Raw genomic sequence first — 20,712 nt, 5'->3', positions numbered from 1 at the left:
TCTCCACAAGCAGGGATTCATGCTTGACATAAATTACGAGTAATACATTATAGCATTTACCCTTCTATTGTGTATGTTTAGCCACGCTTTTGTACTAATATAATTCTCCATGTTGTAAGACACCGTATCTATTTCAAGAGCAGAGGTCATATTTGTATTACCTACCGAAATAAATTCCCTTTATCAGTTTAAATAGCGTATTAAGATCGTTATTTGCTTAAAAGGGTAGGAACATAAGAAAGCAGTCTTCCAGTCTCTATGAAACTGCTTATCTCTTGGTTGGCATTCGGTTTATCACTTTCCGTCTCATTTGCCTACCTGTGAGTCGTCGGAAAATCGCTTTGAATCGTTTTTGCTTTCTGCAGGTAGAAAGGTGGAACGTTTGTCTGCCGTGAAGTATGCTCTAGGTTAGTAAAAAAGACAAATTGAACCCCATCTTTCTAGTAAACGGGGATATTAACAGCTTTTAGTGAATTGTTTGAGAGACGGAAAGAGAGTAGCTTTTGTTGTTTTGATGTTGGCTGTAATTATTTAGGTTTTCTAGAAAATCTGCACATGTACCCAGGGAAATTAAGAGTGCAAGTGTATTTGGATCGAGGCAAAGAGATCGAATATTTCATTCCTGAGAGTCAGGCATGCGATAGATTGTAGCTGATCAGTTAATGTTTTGAAGTACAGTGCTGGATTGATGCTCAAATTGATCAAGTGAGGCGCTAATTCTTCAGTGTAGATACTTGAAAATATAGGGTTGTGGGCATTGGGCACTTTGTTCCTTTGGCCTAAAGTTCAACTCCTTTATAGATTGATAAATGTTTTACTGTTGAATGCCGAAAATCTTGATATGTTGGTGTTCCTTGCAGTACAATCCATAGCACACATTAAAGCACCTCAATAATGAGAGTTACTTTTTACTATGGCTATTAGTTCAGAAGGAGCGATTCTTATTGCATACGCTACCTAATGACGTCTTATTTCTTCACTATGCAGACTTATCTTCCCATGCGGAACTACGTCTACGCCTTCTTGGCTGTATTGGGAGCTTATTGAATAAGCAAATTGGTTTCTACACACTATCTGATTTGAATATATCTTTGGATGAGTGGGTGCTGCTTAAAAACTGGATAGCTCAGGGTAACGCTGCAAATTTCTGGCAAGTTCAAAATAACAGTTTACAAGTAAAAGAAGTGTGCACTAAACATGTTTTAATCGGCACTCATCAGTTGCTGGGTGATCTTCGTCTCGTGTCCAAGGGTTTTTTTCGAACTGCAACGTCTTTTGACCTCCTTTGGAGACTGGCTCGTGATTATGTCCTCTCAGAAATAACCTTAGAAATGGGAAAATAAATGACGAAGCCCAAATTTATCAGTAAATATGCTGAAAATGTGCTTCAATCCTCTTCGGAGCCTGACTTGGAATGTTTAGTTCGAGGGATTCACAGAAATGAAATCATTCAATTAGTCAAGCATGACCGCTATTTGCAGCAACGGGTTTTTCCGGGTTTCCGTGCCACACACCTACCTTGGGAGCGTGTTCCTATTAAACTGGCTCGAGACGCTCATGACATGGAGCGAAAGATTGCTCTGCTTGGGTGCTGGCTGATCTCAAATCGAGAAGTATGTGAGCAAGTCACTCAAAAGATTCATCAAGAAACTCTTGAAGACGATGTTGCAAAGTTATTAGCTACCACTTCTATTAATTCTGATTGCCTCTATTGGGCCTTACGCTTAGATGAACGGGAAGCTATTCAGCAAGCTCTAAAGGCAAAAGATTTGTTGCTCGCGTTGCTGACCCCAGCATCAGATCTAATGGTAAGGGTTGAGCGTTACCGCCTGGCTCAGGAACTAGAGGTTGCGAACGCAAAAATAACTTCCCAGAAGGAGCAACTCAAAGATATAGAGGCGAGACACAAATCTGCTAACCACAAGATCGAGGAATTGGAAAACCAACGCGTCGGTCTTCTACAAGAGAAAGCGCTCCTTCTGGCTCAAAATGATGAATTAAAACAGCGTGGCGAAAAGCTGAATAATCAGGTGGTTTCTCTCCGAGAAGCACACACATCTCTTCAGGCAGAAGTTCAACACCTGCACTCTCTACCACAAATATATGCCCAGGAAGCCGAAGAAGGAATATCAGCAAAGCTCTTAAAATTGCAGAACGAGGTTGAGAGTGCGTATGCAAAGCGCGACGAAGAACGTGAGTACAGTGCAGGCCTGGAAGTTAAAGTCGCTAAGCTAGAGTATGATAAAAACGCGCTCGTTCATCAAAAGCGTCTTCTCCATAGCCAACTTGAACAGACCGAAAAGCAACTAGGGGAATTACAACAGCAGAGTGCTCAACTGTGGCGTGAAGGTGATACATCGAATAAATCTGATATCAGTTATGATACTCGTGGCCGTGTTGAGAAACAACCCAGAGGGGCACCCCTTGTCAATGCATCCGCATATGACGCCTTATGGATGCAAACAGTCGATGCTCTCAAGTTCTATTTCAACTTGGAAGAAGGTGTCGATCCTTCCCTCCCCCCCTTATCTGGAGAGGATCGTTGGTCAGATTGGTATAACTGGCAGTATATAGAGCGCCTGCTTATCCAACCTCTTTTAAAATCTCAACATCCTTTATCAGAGGATAAACTTCCCGAACTCGACCGCGCGCAAAAGCTTCTCGTATTGCGCTGGTACATCCTTGAGTGGATGAAGGCAAATGTATTTGAGTAGCAAAATAGGTTCTTAGCAAGATTAAGATGCAGTAGAGGAGCGATATATGATTTCTGTTTATTTTTCTCACATAGGAGAGATCAAAACTGAGCAATCAGTAAACGTAGAAACTGTCCAAGCTGGAACGCTCAAACATATTCTGCAAGAATTAGAGCACCGGCACCCTGGAGTTCTACAAAAGGCAACTGACCAGACCGGTGAACGACTTAATTCTGCAACACTTATTTTTAAGCGCATTGAAGTGCAGGGAGGACGTTATCTTGAAGGAAATCAGACTGCTCCTGTTCAAACACTCAATGAACTGATTTCTCAAGAAGATGAGAATCTGCTTATTGCTTTCTTTCACCCTGAAAACGTCTTGTCATTTCTGCTTGATACATTAACTGCAACCGAGGATCGCTTTGATACAGGTAATGGTACTCATAAGTATCGAGCATATATTAGCTCCTCGGAGGACAAACTAGGAAGTCAAAGCTTATTTGCACAATCCGAACCGGAGGCGCTATATCCTTTCACAAATGGGCGCCCTATCAGTGAGCTTGTTGCAGTCGATGGGTTGCTAGAGAGCTCGCGGAACAAGTTCATTTCTCCCTCTCTACGCGATGCTATTGTTCGGCTTTGGGAAGTTGGCGCGGATTTTCGACTGCGGTTATTCCAAGAAGACGCACTGGTTCATATTATTCGCGAGCTTACGAAAGCAGACGATAGTGCAAGACAGCCGCTGCTCTTGTCCATTCCAACTGGTGGCGGTAAGACAGAAGCATTCCTCGTACCGCTCATTTCGCATCTACATAATCAACGTGAAAAGGAGTTGCGTGCCGGTCGTATCCCCTCGAATCGTGTTCGCTCTATGATCATCTACCCTACGCGGGCTCTCGCCAACGATCAGGCAAGGAGAATAGCAGAAATTTTGTTCCTTTTGAATGAGGGCACCATTGAGGACCGCAAAATAAGTGTTGGAGTCCTCACCGGCGATACGCCGAATTCGGGATATAATCTGCTCACCGAGAAAAGCCTGCTGCAGCTCTGCCCCCATTGTTCAGCTGTGTTGACGAATTTCCCCGAAAAGGAAATGCAAGAAGGGAATGGAAAACTCATCATCGCGCGCTGCGTATGCGGTGCGGAAATTGACTATTTCCGCCTCACGCGCCAAGATATCCTCAGGTATCCGCCTGATATCCTCATCACCAGTCCGGATATGATCAATCGCATGCTGCAATCTCCGCGTTATCATAAGCATATTTTCTCCAAGGCGATCGATTTGGTCGTTTTTGATGAGATTCATATGTATAACAGCGTTTTTGGTTGTAATATTGCTCATCTTCTACGCCGATTTGAGGAAGCATGCGAGCACAAACCGATGTATGTAGGCGTGAGTGCGACCATACGTAATGCGAGAGAGCTCGCCAGTCTCATTTTCAATACGGAGGTCCAGAGGGTAAAGTATCTCCGGCCGAGACGGCGGGAAGAAGAGGAAACTGAGGAGAAACGTCCCTATCTGGACTATTTAGCGCCTCCGACACGGTATCGCTACCACTATGCTATTGCTCCGGTCATGCTCTCCAAAGAAAAGCAGCAAAAGGTCATTACTTCGGTCCTTAACGTTGCTGACGTGATTGGTCATTTGCTCCGCGATCCCCATTTCCGTAAAACGATTATCTTCTCAAACTTTCGGCAGGATACTGATGATATTGTTCGCTATCTTCGTGATCAAGAAGATCGCTATTATTCTACGTACCATGCAAAGCTCTTTCCCCGTCTGTTGACACGTCGTATAGCTGCTCAATCTGGTGACTACAAGCCTTTCTCCAAGATCGAGGCTGATATTATCAGCGCAGTTGACCGCTGGTATCGGCGCGCATATGAGCTAGGCGCTTTGTATGACGAGAAACTTGAAATCGGCTGGCATCGCGGAGGATTAGAACGAGACGAACGCATCAAATCTGTCAACCGGTTTTCATCGGCAAAGCTTTTGCATACTTCTGATGACGGCACTACAGCGCTACCTATCGATGTCATGGTGGCTACTAGTACGCTGGAGCTGGGTATTGACATAGGCGATGTGACGACAGTTATAAATAGTGGCGCTCCCTTTACCGCTAATGAGTATACGCAAAGGGTTGGCCGCGGCGGTCGCCGGAAGGACTCCCTCGCTCTCACGGTGGTCGATACGCGTAACCCGCTCGATTTTTACTTCCTCAAGCACTTTCGGCAGTACGCCCACCCGACTGTCGATGATTTTGAAGATGCGCCCATTATCGTCTCGAACGAAGCCGTGCTCAAGAGCCATATTTACGCACGGTTTCTTGATCGGTTAGCATACCATTTACATGCAACGGAGAAAGAGGAAATACAGGTTATCGATTTACGTAACCTGCGTTTGTCCGCAAATGGCCGTACATACACGTACCAGGAAGATTGTGAAGAGATTGGAGAGATCCTCTTTCAAGAAATATTTACCCGCCAGCGCGTATCTACGCTTCAGGAATGGATCAAACAGGAAGCGCGCATCATACCGGATATTTGCGAAACTGAAATATCTTTTGACGATATACGCGCCTGGTGGCAAGGAAAGTGGCAGCAACTCTACAGTCAAATTTCTAGCGCGAATGGCGATATGCAGGACGGCGATTGCCTTTCTGGAATGACTGCAAAAGACCGCGAGTTAGTTCCTGACCTGCGTAGTTCGGGCCCAAGCGTCGGCATGTACCTTATTCGTGAAAATGGTAACGATGATTTAAGAGATACCGTTTCGCGCCGGCAGGCTATCTCCTCTCGGCCTGTTGGAGGGTATGCTTCACAGGGGAGCGTCACATTCAAAATAGATACAATCAAAGAAAACGATCACTCGGCAGAGGGACGTATAAAAGAGCTATTCCTTACTTCTGCCGCCAAAGAGGCTGCGGCTCGTTACTTTTCCCGCATGTTTGGCGATGCCAATAACCGTAGTCCGTTTCCCGACAATCCGATCAATGTTGTTATCAAAACCCAATTTGAGACCCCGAAAGATTTAGCCGTAAAATATAATCCCTACCGCTTTTACTGTCCGCAGTGCGGGGCAACGTATAGCGACAAACGAGCGGGGACGAGCGCTGTACATACTGTCGCTCTGAACTGCGTCAGCTTACGGAAGTGTATATGTGCGGCGGTTGTGGCAAGCTCTTCCAACCTCCTGTCCCAAAGGTGTGTGTGAATCCAGCGTGTATAGAGCAGGCTAGGAGTTCGAAAGATAACAGTTCTTTTGTAGCAGAGGGCTATAAGCGTGTGGGGAAAGGTGATCGCCATAACGAGTATTTTCGATTTAGGGCATTGCCTATGCTGACCTGGCAATGTCGCCGCTGCGGTACGGAGGTGAATTACCATGCGTATCATGAGCTTGATCCGGCGATTGTAAAGCAGATAGATCACGTTCCCTTAGGGATGAAAACCCCTCAACAAATGGCGAGAACATTCTTGCAGAGGCCAGAGTCCTATTTCGGTAAAACGTATGAAAAGGACGGCTTTGAACCCGCCCGTTTTGTGTGCAAGGATTGTAAGGCCGCGGGAAAATACAAGAAGATTCACGTAAAAAATATCCCCACATTTCGTTCTGCAGTACAAGAGTATATCCTCGTAAAGGGTGAGGTGATGCCTCGCTTGATGACATTTGCAGGTTACCTGGAATTCAAACACGTGAGTATTGTAGAACTGGCGCGAGAGTTTTACCGCCGTTTCTATTCTTATTCAGAGCGGGATAGCTTAATTGATATTGAGCCTATTTTCCCCAATACCAATAGATACCTAGCAAATACCTCTGATACACATGCCGTCTTCTTTGGTTTTGAGGAGATGCTGCAACGCTTCCTTATGACGCACCCGCAAGCCCACGAGTGCCACGAGGCGAATTCACAGTGCACCTGTCGTCAGCAAAAGACCACAACGTACGATGAAGCAAATGAGGAGGAGCGGGAGTCTACTGGGCCGAAGCCTGAATTGTTATCCTGGGAAAGAGGCCGTAAGCCTGATCCGAGGAGAAAGTGGTGTCGCGTCGTACAGAACCTTGTGCCAGGGAAAGTGTGTCCGGGAGAGCAGCAGTTTTGCCCCGAGTGCCCCCATTTTGAGCCCCAGCTTCATCTGAAATATCTGATTTTGCATACGCTGGAGCATGCGATCATTGCCGCTATGCCGAAGTATACCGGTATTAATAAGAATCAGATACGCGAAATCGTCTATCCTAATGACACTTCTGATTATGATTGCGCCCTGATTGACTCTACTGTAGGGGCTCGGGGAGCTTTTACCTGCTGAGGAAAAATTGGCAGCAAATTTGGCAAATGGTGGGCGAAATTCTAGAAGCTGCCCAGGATGAACCAGAGCAACTCGTACTGCCATATACATGTTTCCGTTACAATAGGGACTTGTGCCCGCAGCTGGCATTTGCGTTTTATCAATATGTGAACCAGCAAGGGGGAGTGTAAATGTCGGCTCTGCAGAACCCATTATCCTCTCTCTACAAGGAAATTTGCAGTAGATATGAGTATTTAAGGCGCTTTGCCCGTATAGAGTATGATGATGAGGAATACCAGCAGTTGCTCTCTTGCGCACGCGATACTCTCAAGTATTATAACCGTATTGGCATCACCCAACAAAAGGAAGCTCGCGCTGCATTGCTTGCATTCGCTTGTGAATACGTACGAAGAAATAAGCCTACTGACGATAATGTCTTTTGGAAGAATTTTTCTTCTGAAATAGGAATCCCCGACGGAATTGACTATAGCCTAGCGGCTGACTTGCTTTGGCAGAGCTATGAAGAGTATAACATTCCACAATTACGAGGTAGTCAGAACCGGCTCATTGTCAAATCTCTTATTTCTGAGGTACAAGCTTCCGAAGTTAATTTGGAGGATTGTATTGAGTTTTTCTACTGGTACTATTATCAAGTGGGGCATGAAGAAATAACCAGCGAGATGTTACTCCAATACGAGAGAAGTACTAAGAGGGTATTGAATCTTCACCCGAAAGCCCTTCCCGGATTCAGTCGAGATTGTCAGCTACTAAGTCGTATTGTGGAGTACACGACAGAAAATGGACTGTCTTTTTTCTCGACCAATCGGGACTCCTACAGCCAGCAAATTAGAGAGAGCCTAGGTGAAGAATACGACTTTGCTAAAATCCACTTTGTCCGTAATGCAGCACAGTTAGGGAAAATTTTTGCGCGCTTAGAAAACTACGTAACTCCTGCACTGTTCCTTAAAATTATAGCTCAGGGGTCTTTACATGCTCATGTAAGAGCTCCGCGTAGCGGTACTGTGGCAGCATATGTAGCATGTAAGCATTGGCAAGCCCAAACGCTTTCCTACGGCCTCTACTCTCTTGATCAAACGATGTATCGAGTTGTTCCCCAGCCGTGGGTGTCTTTAGCGGCCATCGCACAGTGGCCTAGTGGGCAGATTGTACCGCTGCGTAAGGGATTTGTAGGATATAAGAGGTCCGTACGTTTCACGGCCAAAAGTGGTAGTAGGACTTCAGAGAGCCGGGAGTGTATCCTTGAAACAGGCAAGGTGTGTTACATCTGGGTTGGAGGAGTCCCTAAGGGAGAGCCATTGTGGATAGACGGGAAGCTATGTCAGGCGTCAGAGGGCGTGAGTTGGGAGATTGCTCTCGCCATGGGTGAGACGGAAGAGGGGCCTACGCTTTTACTTCGATGCGATGCGCTTAAGGTGTTTTTTCCCACGAAGCCAAGGGCTCCTCTTGCGATTACAACATCACAAAACCATACATGGGAGGGATTCCTCTCTTCAGAAGGGTATTTAAAGAAAAGCCGTAGTATCGTCTTTCCCCTACAACCAGGTTGTCAATCACTTTCTCTCACACTTTCCCTGGATGGGCAGCCACTTAGTCAAAAGCTTGTTCAGCTCCAACCAGCATACCTTTTCTCTGCTCGTACATTTGAGCATATTCCAATGGGAGTGAGGGACGAGGGAGAGGAGCGGGCGTATTATTTGTTTGCTCCGGTAGGGGACCGGCTTTCCTACGATGAACGGTGCCTAGAAGTTGAGCTCTTAGAGCACAGCTGGGGAGACTTTGCTATCTATCGCATCATATGGGACGAGGGCCCTTTCCGGCTACAATTAGGGAGTTGTGTGTGGGCGTTCCTGAGGCGGAGCTATTTCTTTGCGCAAATGATTCCCAATACACATAGAGAGCCGTTCCGTTTCTCTCAAAAGCAAATACAGCGGTTCTCAGAAGCCTCTCTGCGTATTTTTACAGACATCGACGTTGGTGAAGCTTCTATAGAGTGTCAGGTATTCTCCAGGGAGCAATGTATCTTTCAAACAGATTTTTGTTCTCATCTCAACAGAAGTGAGACCGAACCTCACTCCTATACTGCGCGTTTGCAGCTTTTTGAGGACCTTGATCGGGTTGTTGGAGAGCTATTGGGGGAAGAGCGCTATGGACACTATGAATTCTTCTTCTATCGGGATGAAAGACTGCTCGACACCGCTACCCTCACTCTCTTGCCTCCTCTGAAGGTTTCGACAGACATAAACCAGCTGGTTTGGGAACAGAAACCTCTGCCATTAACAGTGAGCACTTCGCCGTCTCTTTTGCTCTGGAACACGGCGCAGAATCGTTTGCATACAACAACGACGCTCTTCATCTATCCGTCCATGAAGAGGACGATTGCTCAGTTGGATGCGCAGTACCCCGGTTTGTTCGGTTTCTCATCCGAGGAGGTTACCACATCTATTGTATTCCCTTCAATAGGCGCCTTCGTCGAGATTGCAGTACGCCCCGTTGTATTTGGTGTGCGGCTCTATCAAAGGCAGCAGGTCGGCAGGAGGGTGACTGACTACAAATGTGTAGAAACAGGCGACTATTACTCATTGCAGCAAACAGTCGTATACGTCTTTACACGACCAGGCGCTCTGGTCTCTCTCTTTCAGGAAGGCAAATGCCTTCAACAAAGGAGGGCAGATAGTAATGGAAACTTTCTATTAACAGAGCTAAATGCCGTTCAACAGGAATGTAAGAGCGAATCAACACGATTTGAGGTGTCTAGCGAAGGGCAAACCGCCTCTTTCACGATAAGATGGGTCCCTGTGGTCTACACTTGCCATGTAGAAGATGGGCAAGTTGTGGTAGATATGGATGGCCCCCTTGGCTCATCGGTCATTGTCGATATTGTAGATACAGACCGGACGGTATTGGCATCGTTTCCACTATCCTGCCGTGGGGAACGCTATGTAACTTCTTTTGCGCTTCCTTTGCTGAAAGGTGTGGCTTCTCAGGGGTATATCATTCCACGTTATGTGTTGGCAGATGGCACCCTTATCTCCGGAATAAAGCAGTGGCGAATCCCTCTGAACCCAAAGACTCTTACCATACCCGATACATGGTTGCAGGCAGGCGTTGGATTCTCTAGCGATGAGCTATTTACCTCTCTTGTCCTGGACATATAGAGCGGCATTTGTTTGTGAAGTGTGTTGAATACAAACAGGGGTGTGGCTCCTTTGGTGCTTCGCGCAGCGTTTCTTGGTTCTATGCGCATCATCTCTCGTAGTAACTCACCAATAGTAGCTAGGAGCCCGCATGAGCCTCTCCACCATATGTTATTATTCAATGAGAATGAGGTTTAAAACCTACTATTACCTTTGTGTTTGAGAGAGAGTGCGCTTACAATGCTCCAACAAAATACATTATCTTTATTTGAGGCTGATCCTCCTCAGATGAGGAATAAACGGCTGCTTATTCTTGCTTGCTCCGATCGAAAAAAGACGACGGAAGGCCAAGTCCCTGCCCTGGAACGTTATGACGGTCCAATGTGGAAAGTGTTAAGGAAGCATCATCGCCATTCATCTTCGTCAGCAGACTCATTAGATGTGTATGTGCTTTCTGCAGAGTTCGGTCTTATTCCAGCTGGGCAACCCATTCCCCTCTATGACAGAGTAATGACTACTGAGCGAGCGCGAGAGCTACAGCCGCAAATTCAAGAGAAACTACGTTGTCTTTTAGCGGCCGATTACAATGAAATATGTTTAGCTCTTAGCCAGCTCTATCTCCCCGCCCTTGAAGGGTGGGAGTCCTTGCTTTCTCCTACTGTATCTGTAACGATCACGGATGGGCCGATGGCCACGAAGTCAAATCAACTTCGAGCCTGGCTGCAGGGGGAAACTTGGAAGCCTACGGAGTATCCACCGGATTACCAGATACTTGCGAAGGAGAATCCCCGCGAGGAAGTGATCTTGAAGGGCGTGCCTATTCGTCTCACCAAAGATGAAATTTTCGAGAAGGCCCGTACTGCCTTGGAGAAAGGTAATTCAGAAGCAACGAATTACAGAGATTGGTATGTCCTGATCGATGATACGCCTGTTGCTCCGAAATGGCTCGTTCAGCTTATCAGTGGTGTCTCGGTTCGCGATTTCGATGCTAGTGCGGCTCGCCGTGTTCTTGGGTTGCTAGGGGTGGACGTTCGGCGAGCACGTTAGCTGCTATTGCTGTTTATCAGGTACCAAAGAGGTGCTAACAGATTGGGGCGTCACAAAGTACACGCTTGAGGTGATAATAATTGTGGACGCCCCGAGCCTTAATATTTGCGCGTTTCCCAACAACTAAAATGCTCTCTGGATGTTCTACGCAAATGGGACATTGGCATTTGAGCGGTTCAGTTAGTCGATTTACACGTGGAATGCGCCCTTTGAGCTTACTGCCTTCTGAGGAAGGCTCTAAAATTCCAAAACGCCGAAAAGGGTGGCTATAGAAAATTTCATTGTATGCAGCGGCCTTTGCGGGACGCGCGGAATCGAACGAATGGATTCCCATTTCCTTGAGTGCTAGAATGGTTTGTATCGCACTTACCCCAAAGATATGTAGTCTTTCTGGCTCAATGATAGAGGCAACTGCTCTGACTCGTTCCATAATAGGCTCATGCCTTTTGAGTGGAGCCAGGGACCCCAACCCATACAGAGGGAAATCGATTGCGGCCAGCTCATGTGCACACCACTTTAAGGTATCGATATCATACCCTTGGATAATCGCCATGGGCGTGACATGGCTTGACATCCTTCTCTCCTCAAGAAGATGCTTGAATTCCCATGCGAAGGCAATTGTTTGTGTAATGCACTTTGATTTCTCTTGTAAACTCAGGTGCGGGTCTAAAATAGGGTAGTCAAGCGCGCAAACAATAGTGGGGATTTGTTCCTCTCCCAATATTGATAGCTGCCTCTCCAGTACTTTCTTGGGAGATAATTGTGATATCTTCTCTTCAATTGATTGTGCTCCTGCTTTGAGTGTTGCCCCTTTCTCATCGTACATACCGTTGTCGGCGAGTAATCTGGGTGAGATGGAAGATGCCGTGACGAGATGAAATGCTCCGCTGTCGATAAGTAACCTTCGAGGTGGCTGCAGAAGGGACTGGACAGTCCAGTCAAACGGTACTGACGTTATGCTTACAAGTAGGGAACAATGATTATCGTATACTGGGTAACATGCATCTCCGTGGTACCAGCTGACAAAAAACTCCATGTTACACTACTACCCTTTCAATCGGCTCTAGACGCGCATTTGTGATTCATAAGTACTAATATGCAGGGGGTAAACTTGCCCTTTATGTAAATATATGTCACAAATAGGAGAGAAGTCTTTCTCTGCTCAGAAAAGTGGACGAAATGGCTATACAAGCCGTTGGAAGCTATTGAATCTATTCATCTCACCGCGTTGCCCCAGAGTGCGCTACTTTGATGAACTTCTCCTTAGCAGAGGAAGGAAATTTATGAATGGGTGGAATGGTGCTATGCTTTTTCGCACTGTCTATGGACCAGAAATCATTGCCATTTTTAACTACCTACTTGAGGCTCGTAAAGCCGTTGAACAGCAAGACATTTATCGTAATTTCATTTTTGCTCCGGCTTCATCAGTTTCGACGCAAAGCGTTGACGATGCACTAGCTTTTCTGTGTACAATCTCACTCGCTCAGAAGAGCAATTCATTCTACGAAGCCATACCTCATGTTCCATTACCACCTAGGTTGTTGATTTTGCGGCAACTAACCCTCATTTCGCAGGGCATCATCGAAACCAAGCACAGCCTCGATCCTCTGTACATGCGTATCCTCGATGAAATATTTGTCAAGCGCAATTGCCTCTTCATAGAAAACATGCATCTCGAAGTGAACAAACTTCACTGTGTAAAAGAAGTGGGTGGGATTAGCAAAGAAAAGATTCAGTCTTGGAAGCGTGTTATGGCATTTTTTGGCGTGGGGGTGAGAGTTGGTGGCGGTTTTCAATGCACCTATGCTCCAGCTTTATTACAAGACATACTTGCATGTTGCTCAATCGTTGAAACCACGCTACAGTCTTTCTTCGAAGAGCATGTAGCGAGCTTTGTGCCATTTGCTACTCAGACATTAGATGCCTCCCTTGCTGTAACAATCCCCTTGCAAGCACTGGCCCAGCGAGGAATTGTGTCATTTATTGCTCGGAAGGACACACCATGTAGGGCTTACTTCGGCGATGAGCAGGTACAGTATATAAGATGGGCAGGAGGCTTGGCATGACTTTCTCTGTTGAGCAGGGGAGTGAACAAAACGGATTGTCACTTTTTGCCACGACCGCAGATCAGCGGTATCTTCTGGGTGAAGAAGTGTTCTTACGCACACACTATCCCATGCATCTCCGGCGGTACAAGAAAAATGACATTATCTACACTCTATCAGAAGAAGAGCTACTCAAGGCAATTCTTGAGCCAGCGGGTCATATGCCGGGCAATCACATTTGGATACTTTACGGGGCGCCAGGCTCCGGCAAGTCTGAAGTGATGCGGTGGTTGGAGACACGTATTAGGCAAGAAGACGCTGAGAGGGCAGCTACAATGGTACGTATCTCTCGCAATGAATTGCACGCTCTCAGTATTGTCGAGCGTTTTCAACGCCTCCTTTCAAATGATTTTCTCTCTGCAACTATAGAGCAACAGTGGAATATGGCGCGTCAAAAACCACGTGCATTAACGAAGTTGATCTTGTTGTTTGCTCTCGAGAATCTCTTGGAATCGGATGATCTCATCAACGCATTATTTTATCGTTTGCTCAATATCATTCAACCTCACGTTGAACGTGTTTTGTCACTTGGTAATAGTACTCAAACAAATCGGGCACTTGAGCTGCTGAGTTTAGAAGCATGGGAGGCTATCTCACGGGAAACTGCTATCCCTCTCCCATTTGAGTATGAGCAATTCCGTTATCAATTAACTACAGCATTCAATGCCCATCTCCTTCAAGGGTTAGCGCTCTCAAGAACCTTGCGGCTTATATCGCAAGAAGTACAACAGCACTACGGAACACGCCCTATCCTTCTTGTCGACGATCTCGTGCAATCCCTCAATGTCTTTGCAAGTGATTTTCTGGACTACTTTATTACGCTAGAGGAAGGAAATTGGGACGTTGTGATAGGGCTTACCCCAGCGGCTTTTGAAACGAGCCAACGGGGACGTTTGTTGTTGGAACGTATTACTCATCTGGATACGATCGATGATAGAGTGGAGAAATTGTGGCTTTCAGATGAGGCTGGACTGGAATCGTACATTCTTTCTGAAGAGAACTGCGATCAATTAGCGTTTCAATACCTCGCTGAGTATCACACTCGTTGTGGTTCTTGCCAAGTTACACCACTCTATCCCTTTAATAGGGAGTTACTTGTGCGGGTGTACCGAGCGTTGCCGGCTGGGAAAGGAAAGCCTCGCTACTTCTTGCGTCACCTGCGTATGATCCTTGATGATCTTCAAAAGGGCGAGCCCTTGCTGCTTTCTGTGGAGAAGTATGCTCGTGCCGAGTACACCGCTCTCTGCATAGATAAGGAAGCCGCTCGTATATGTGAGTTGTATGGGCCCATTATTGCTGACCATGAGACACGTGAAGTGGTGATCTCGCAAGAGGTACTACAACTCGTCGGCAAGCAAGAAAGAGGTCCTATTGCTATCCCTATAGAACCACTTGTCCAATCATATAAGACGCAAAAAGCAGAAATTGTAGAAAGCAACGATGAGGAAAAAGTCACGATCAGGGATTGGCTATCAGGTAAACCAGTTAACAGGCAGCTGCTTCGTACTTTGCGCCAAGGCGCAGCACGCTTATTGCGCTCTGCTACTTTCTCGACCGCTATTCATTATCCCGATATTGCTCGCCCATATGGTATCCTCTCCTGGCAGAAACCGTATTTGAGCGTAAATCCACCCATTTACTTGGAGGGTATAGATGAAGGCGTTGGTATCACCATTACCAGAAAAGTCGGCCATGTCGCCTTTGACCTCTATCGCTACGCTCATTCAAGAGGGGGGGAGACAAAGCAGCTCGAAAAACGCCTTTTGAACACCCCTTCTGTTATTGCGTTTATTCTCGAGGCCCATCAGTATCAGGAGCGAATGGTTGCTTTATTGGAAACGCAGATAGGGATGCCATTGGAGCGATTTGTTCTTTCCCTGTATGTGTGGAGAGGGAGCCTACATCCAGAACTTATGGAAGAGGTTGCCCCTTTGCCGAAACCCATTCTGGAGAATATTGCGCGCTATGCTCAGTACTCCATGAGAAGTAATATACGCGAGGACGTCTGCAAGGAATGGGGGCAGTTATTCGACGATTTTTTCAAATTACGCGAGAATTTGTACGATGCTCCCCGCCTAGCGAGACGGTGTGAGGGTGACTCAGCCAAAGATATCTTTCAACATATTTTTCGTGTTGATGCTACCGCTATAAGTGCCGAATATCGCTGGGGAAGTAGATTCCTCTCGCAAGAAGTCGCGGCATGGCAGCAACAATTGCTACCAATACAAGCTCGTCTGGATCAGAAGGCTTCGAATGATTTGCCGCCGCATTTGCATGTTTGGGTTGAAAAAGTTTATCAAGCTGGCCAGAGGGGGTTGGCTTTATCTGATGTTCCCATGGAAGTGTTAGCTGAGTTGATGCAAGAGTCCAAACAGCTCTCTTCTGGTCTTCGGCTCTGTATGCTTTCGAACTAAATACGCGCATAGGCTGCATAGAGGCAAATGCTTGTGCAATGGTTTGCCTCTATGCAGCCTATTATCGAAACGACTATACTCCTTCAAAAAGGAGCTGCTGTACAGGTGTGTCAATGTCTTCTGCTGGTTCGGCAGGCGTCACATATGGTTCTGAATGGGTTTTCACGTATTGGAGCTGAGTGTAAAAAGTCCTAACATTATGGAAGCCACGTCGCCTGTTGCGATTATTGCCCCGGAAAATGACCACTTCGATACCTAGCTGCTGGCAAATAGGACAATCACACGCTTTCCAAGGCTGGTCCTGTAAGGTGCGCTGGTAAGATTCTCTGTGGTCACGTTTCTCTCCGTACAACTGATCATACTCTAGTACTGCTTCAAGAGTGTCCTCTAAGCTGTATTGTCCCTTGTCATAGGCCCTTAATACATCGAGGGCTTTTTGCTCAAGCTCTACTAATGTCTCGACTGAGAGGAGCTCGTTGTTTTGGAGCACCTTTTTAACTGTAAACACACCCCTCTTTGTTCTCTCTGACCTGGCCTCTGGAACGCGGATAGCTTGATATTTTTTCCCATCTAATGTCCAATAATTGGTATCACCCATGAATGCCTTACGTAGAGGGGCAGAGCTATCAGCACTCGTAACGCCTAGCTGCAAAAATGCGGGGACAAGGGATAAGCGGGCAACACCAAAGATATGCAGTTGGATCCCGTTCCGTATCAGTGGTTGTAAGCGCTCGAGAATAGCAATGATTGCATTATCTTTGCTTTTTACTAAGCCACCTAGGGCGATGTGCTCATACCCCATTTTGATGAGTTGCTCTACAGCTGTATAGTAAAGCTCAGGACTTGTTCCCTGAGCAATACCGATTGGCGTAAAAGAGGGTTTCTGCTTTGCGTGCAAGTCTATGAACTCTTGAGCGTTCCGTAGAGTTAGCTCAAACCGTTCTTCCTGGATTTGCCTGGTGGTCTTGCCTGCCCACCACTTTTGTTTTAAACGCCCTTGTTCGAATGCACCTTCAAGAGCATCAACTGTTATAAAGCACAGGTGGTCAAGCGAGACTCCATAGGTGAAGTCGAAATTTTGATAATAATCTATCGTTTGCTGTATGGTATATGTGGGCTTCTCGGATAAGAAATAAGTAAATGCTCCACAATCGCCCATTACAGGGACTGTCTTATCTAAGCGAGCGAATGTATGCATGCCGCCAGCTCCGCGGATATATTTTTCAGACGATGGGGATAATGACGCTTTTGAGACGAGCATACCATCAAAAATCGGCTCATTAAAAAAGTCGTGCGCTAGTCTATCGTGTACCCACCGATCACCGCGGTGCGGGGATGGTTGGTCAGTCAAAAAATTGTAATCTGGATCAACTAAATCCTCAAAATTGGGCAAGTAGAACTTCAAGGTCTCACTTCTCCTTAGAAAACCACCATCGACGTGCAATACGATGTTCTCGTATTTAGAACGTATAATATGCTTCTGTTTGCACAGACAAACAAGTTTTGTCGTTATCTGACCACATTTCCCTATCCTGTGTGCTCTGGCAAGCGAAATATAAAGGAATTGAAGCCCGGACTCTCCTTACAGCTTTGTTGCTCAAAGATCCGATAGGAATACAGCGGCTTGTAATGGTCTAGCAAGGGAGAGTATACCACTTCGAGATGCACTCAAATGACCAAAACAATACTGATGTGAGTTATGTGATCCCTGACCTTTTCCTCGTCGCTTGGCCGCACTACTGATAAAGATGATCTAGATAGGTATGCGCGAAGTAACTTCACTTAGGGTGAGACCACAATTATACACTAGTCTGAAACGATGTAAATCTCCTGTACTGGTTCATACACCTCTATAGCGGAAAAGTTCATTTAGCACTAGATGAATAACATCATTTGAGGGGTAGTCTGTGGGAGCTAGTTATGAAACGAAAGCGCGTATATCTGGTATTGAAGATAAGTCAAGAACCCCGGCATACATGCACGGGGCTTGTCCCTAAGCCGAAGCTTGAGACGAGAGGCTGCTTGACGACAGCCCACCAGCCAAAGATGTACCAAGGCTGGCAAGAGACGCAACGTACTTGTTGCGAATGTTACGCGAAGCATTCAGGTCAGCATTGAGGCTGAAGCCGCACCCACGGCAAAGGAAGAGGCTTTGAGAACGACGATTGTTACGCGCCTGATGTCCACAACACGAGCAGGTTTGGCTCGTGTGGCGTGGGTCTACCTTCACCACCTCAATGCCCTTCTCCTGAGCTTTGTAGTTCAGGAAGGCATGGAACTGAGCGAAGCTCCACGAATGCAGGCGGCGCTGGCCTTCGCCTTTGCGCATGTGTGCACGAGAGCGAATATGGGTGAGGTTCTCAAGCACGATGGTACTGCCGGGGGTGGCGTTCTGAACAAGGCGTTTGGAGAGCACATGGTCATGGTCTTTTCTCTGCCGAAACAGTTTGCCCGAAAGCTTTTTCAGGTGCCTTTTAGCAGATTTGGTGTTCTTGGCTTGCAGTTTTCGTTTGAGGCGGAAGAGACGGCGTTCTTGCTCTTTCCATCGACGCTCTCCCAAGAATTGATGCTTGGAAGTCACAGCCGGATGGGTCAATCCGAGGTCAACGCCAATCACTTCATTGGAGGGAGAAACAACAGGATCAGGAAGGCTCACCGCCACGTGCAAAGTGTACTTGCCTTTGCGATAACACAGGTCGGCACTACACACCTTGCCACCGACGTACTTCTCTGCATGCTTGGGAACAGTGAAGGTGAGTTGTACACGTCCTTGCACAGTGGCAAGGCTGGTCGCCAGATTCTCCCACCTGATCCAGTAGGAGCGCTGATCGTAGCGGATAGGACAGACACGAGAACGCGGTGTACTCGCCTTGCGACCCTTCTTCACGCGGTCAAGCGCGCTTTTCACTGCTTCGGTGGCTTTGACACGCGCAGCGCACACCAGTTGTGCCGGCAGGTTGGGATATTGCGTACGCAAATCAAAGTATGTACGCTTATGCAGTTCTACACCATTGCTGCACTTGGAAGTAAAACCTTCCTCAGCCACAGCATTAAAGCAAGCCGTATGCTCCTGCAATGTTTGCTGCAAGAGAGCAGATTGCTCGTGTGTCGGGGTGAGTTGCAATACAATTGTTCTGTCCATACAGAAAGCATCTCATATATAACATGTTTTGTCAAGTAGGGAAGGATGTACCGCCACCCTCTCTACCCAGAAAAGGAACGCTTCTTTCCTCCCCTGGTTAAAACACAGGGGTTTCCAGAAGCGGAGGTTCTATAAAGAATATCCATTCTTTTCTATGGAATTGACGTTTAGATAAACCTAAGAAAAAAGGCAGTCTTGATTGCCAAGAGCTGCCACATCACGTAATGTTCTTTCAACAAGAAAAATCAACAAGAAATGAGCATTACGTGGATGTACTTTAACACATTGACCGATTTTCGTCAGCAAGCCTACGCGTGCTTTGGTCGCGGAGCCGATGCCCTGTTCAACCTGTGTGATGCCTTGCTGAGCGAGTCCGAGGCTCGCTCGCTGATCGAATTGTCGCAAGCGCCTGCTTTCGAGCGTGGCTGGTCCAGCCTCTATCAAGGCTTGACCAATGGCAAGATTGATGAGGACGCCTTGCGCGCCGTCTGCATCCACGCCCTCTTGCAGCAACGAGGGGGCGAGGAACTCATTTGCATCAGCATTGATTGTAGTAGTGTGCCTCGGCCAGAAGCCGAAACCAGCCCAGATCGCGGCATCATCTACGTCCCCAATCTGCCTCGTGCCACCAAGCCAGTGAGTGTGGGATGGCAGTTCTCGACGGTGATGCTCTTGCCTACCGAGCCTGGCAGTTGGGTTGGCATCCTGGATCAGCGACGCGTGCGCACCGACCAAACGGCTACCGAGGTGGCTCTCATCCAGCTGCGCGAGGTGGTTCCTCACCTCAAACGTCGCGTGGTCATCCTGGCAGATCGCTGGTATGCGACGGCTGCGTTCTTGCGTGCCTGCAAGGAGTTGGGCTGCCAGGTGCTCATTCGTCTCAAGCGCAACCGCAAGCTGTATCGCAAGCCCGTGCGCAAAAGCAAGAAAGGCCGTATCCCTTTGGATGGAGCCTTGCTGCAAGGCACACGAGCAGAAACGCTGACAGGGGCCGATGAGAGCGTAAGCGCAAACGATGAGAAGGGCAGGCCTGTCCACCTCACGCGTTGGAGCGGGTTGCACTTCAAACAAGGTCGTGATGTCGAGGTGTGTGTGGTGCGTGTGGTGCGCGAGGGGGCCAAGAACAGCAAGCGCGATCCGCGTGAGAGCTGGTTTGTTCAGCTCTCGGCAGACATGCCTTTGCAGGAGGTCGCTCCCACCTACGCCCATCGCTTCTCTCATGAGCATGGCTACCGTTTCATGAAGCAAGACTTGCTCTGGACCCAGGCCCGTGTGCGCACACCCGAGCAATTCGAGCGTTGGAGTCTGTTGGTGGCGCTGGCTTTGAACCAGTTGCTGTTGGCACGTCCGCTGGGACAGGCCGTGTATCGGCCTTGGGAACCCAAGCAACGTCCGCTGACCCCCCGACAAGTTCGTCGGACAATGCCCTCGCTTTTGGTGCAGTTGGGAACGCCGACTCGGATGTGCCAAAAGCGAGGAAAATCGCCAGGACGAGCCTCTGGGTTCCATCCGCAGCCTGCTCCACGCCATGGCGTGGTCCTCAAAAGCAAGCACAAGGCCAAAACCAAGGGCTAAATGTCTTTTGAGAGTCGTCAATGTGAACATGGTTTCCTTTTTTCAGAATGTGCGAAGCACATTCTCATAGGTCCTGTTTATCTAAACACCAATATGGAAATCACTCTACTTCTATTGTCCCTTGTAGATTTTCTGTTTGTAATGTCGATAACACAGCCATGAATACGATAAAAAAGAGCTGTATGGAACTTTGTTATCTAACTCCATTGGATCAAGGATTTTTGCCTTTTAATGAAGGAAAGAAAAAAAGATACTCATTGGCATTATACGTTTCAGAACATATGGAGGTGTTAC

The 20,712-nt window shown here is 47.2% G+C and carries 12 protein-coding genes; 9 read left to right on the top strand and 3 right to left on the bottom strand.

Annotation, left to right across the window (positions count from 1 at the left end):
* Positions 1 to 944 precede the first annotated feature (944 nt).
* The 6 genes from JMJ16_RS01210 (at position 945) to JMJ16_RS01185 (ending at position 11,182) form a co-directional block, all read left to right on the top strand.
* A complete protein-coding gene (locus JMJ16_RS01210) occupies positions 945 to 1,343 on the top strand; it encodes a hypothetical protein (protein ID WP_201377785.1) in 399 nt (132 codons plus the stop codon).
* Positions 1,344 to 2,714 carry a hypothetical protein gene (locus JMJ16_RS01205; RefSeq protein ID WP_201377783.1) on the top strand — a complete coding sequence of 457 codons (1,371 nt, stop codon included), beginning with the start codon at positions 1,344 to 1,346 and terminating at the stop codon, positions 2,712 to 2,714.
* A 46-nt stretch (positions 2,715 to 2,760) separates the two neighbouring features.
* A complete protein-coding gene (locus JMJ16_RS01200) occupies positions 2,761 to 5,907 on the top strand; it encodes a DEAD/DEAH box helicase (RefSeq protein WP_201377781.1) in 3,147 nt (1,048 codons plus the stop codon).
* 122 nt (positions 5,908 to 6,029) lie between these two features.
* Complete coding sequence (locus JMJ16_RS01195) at positions 6,030 to 7,001, top strand: hypothetical protein (protein WP_201377779.1); 972 nt, start codon at positions 6,030 to 6,032, stop codon at positions 6,999 to 7,001.
* Positions 7,002 to 7,171: 170 nt separating this feature from the next.
* On the top strand, positions 7,172 to 10,156 hold the full coding sequence (locus JMJ16_RS01190) for a hypothetical protein (RefSeq protein ID WP_201377777.1): 2,985 nt from the start codon (positions 7,172 to 7,174) through the stop codon (positions 10,154 to 10,156).
* A gap of 219 nt (positions 10,157 to 10,375) precedes the next feature.
* The gene (locus JMJ16_RS01185) at positions 10,376 to 11,182 is read left to right on the top strand and encodes a hypothetical protein (RefSeq protein WP_201377775.1); all 807 of its coding nucleotides are present in this window, start codon (positions 10,376 to 10,378) and stop codon (positions 11,180 to 11,182) included.
* Positions 11,183 to 11,216: 34 nt separating this feature from the next.
* Here the strand turns inward: JMJ16_RS01185 and JMJ16_RS01180 are convergent, their stop codons facing one another.
* Positions 11,217 to 12,218 carry a tRNA-guanine transglycosylase gene (locus JMJ16_RS01180; RefSeq protein ID WP_201377773.1) on the bottom strand — a complete coding sequence of 334 codons (1,002 nt, stop codon included), beginning with the start codon at positions 12,216 to 12,218 and terminating at the stop codon, positions 11,217 to 11,219.
* 247 nt (positions 12,219 to 12,465) lie between these two features.
* Here JMJ16_RS01180 and JMJ16_RS01175 point away from each other — a divergent pair, with 247 nt between their 5' ends.
* Positions 12,466 to 13,248, top strand: coding sequence for a hypothetical protein (locus tag JMJ16_RS01175; RefSeq protein ID WP_201377772.1), 783 nt, complete (start codon positions 12,466 to 12,468; stop codon positions 13,246 to 13,248).
* On the top strand, positions 13,245 to 15,701 hold the full coding sequence (locus JMJ16_RS01170; RefSeq protein ID WP_201377771.1) for an ATP-binding protein: 2,457 nt from the start codon (positions 13,245 to 13,247) through the stop codon (positions 15,699 to 15,701). The genes JMJ16_RS01175 and JMJ16_RS01170 overlap by 4 nt, the downstream gene beginning before the upstream one ends.
* Before the next feature lie 73 nt (positions 15,702 to 15,774).
* Here the strand turns inward: JMJ16_RS01170 and dpdA are convergent, their stop codons facing one another.
* Both dpdA and JMJ16_RS01160 read right to left on the bottom strand, forming a co-directional pair.
* The gene (gene dpdA / locus JMJ16_RS01165; RefSeq protein WP_201377770.1) at positions 15,775 to 17,106 is read right to left on the bottom strand and encodes a tRNA-guanine transglycosylase DpdA; all 1,332 of its coding nucleotides are present in this window, start codon (positions 17,104 to 17,106) and stop codon (positions 15,775 to 15,777) included.
* Between the two features lie 588 nt (positions 17,107 to 17,694).
* Positions 17,695 to 18,843 (bottom strand): RNA-guided endonuclease TnpB family protein, encoded by a 1,149-nt coding sequence (locus JMJ16_RS01160; protein WP_201377769.1) that lies wholly within the window; start codon positions 18,841 to 18,843, stop codon positions 17,695 to 17,697.
* A gap of 270 nt (positions 18,844 to 19,113) precedes the next feature.
* Here JMJ16_RS01160 and JMJ16_RS01155 point away from each other — a divergent pair, with 270 nt between their 5' ends.
* Positions 19,114 to 20,418 (top strand): NF041680 family putative transposase, encoded by a 1,305-nt coding sequence (locus tag JMJ16_RS01155; protein WP_201382681.1) that lies wholly within the window; start codon positions 19,114 to 19,116, stop codon positions 20,416 to 20,418.
* The last annotated feature ends 294 nt before the right edge of the window (positions 20,419 to 20,712 follow it).

The sequence above is a fragment of the Ktedonobacter sp. SOSP1-52 genome (assembly GCF_016587395.1).
Note: the sequence above shows the minus strand (reverse complement) of the source record. Positions and strands in the feature narration are given on the sequence as shown.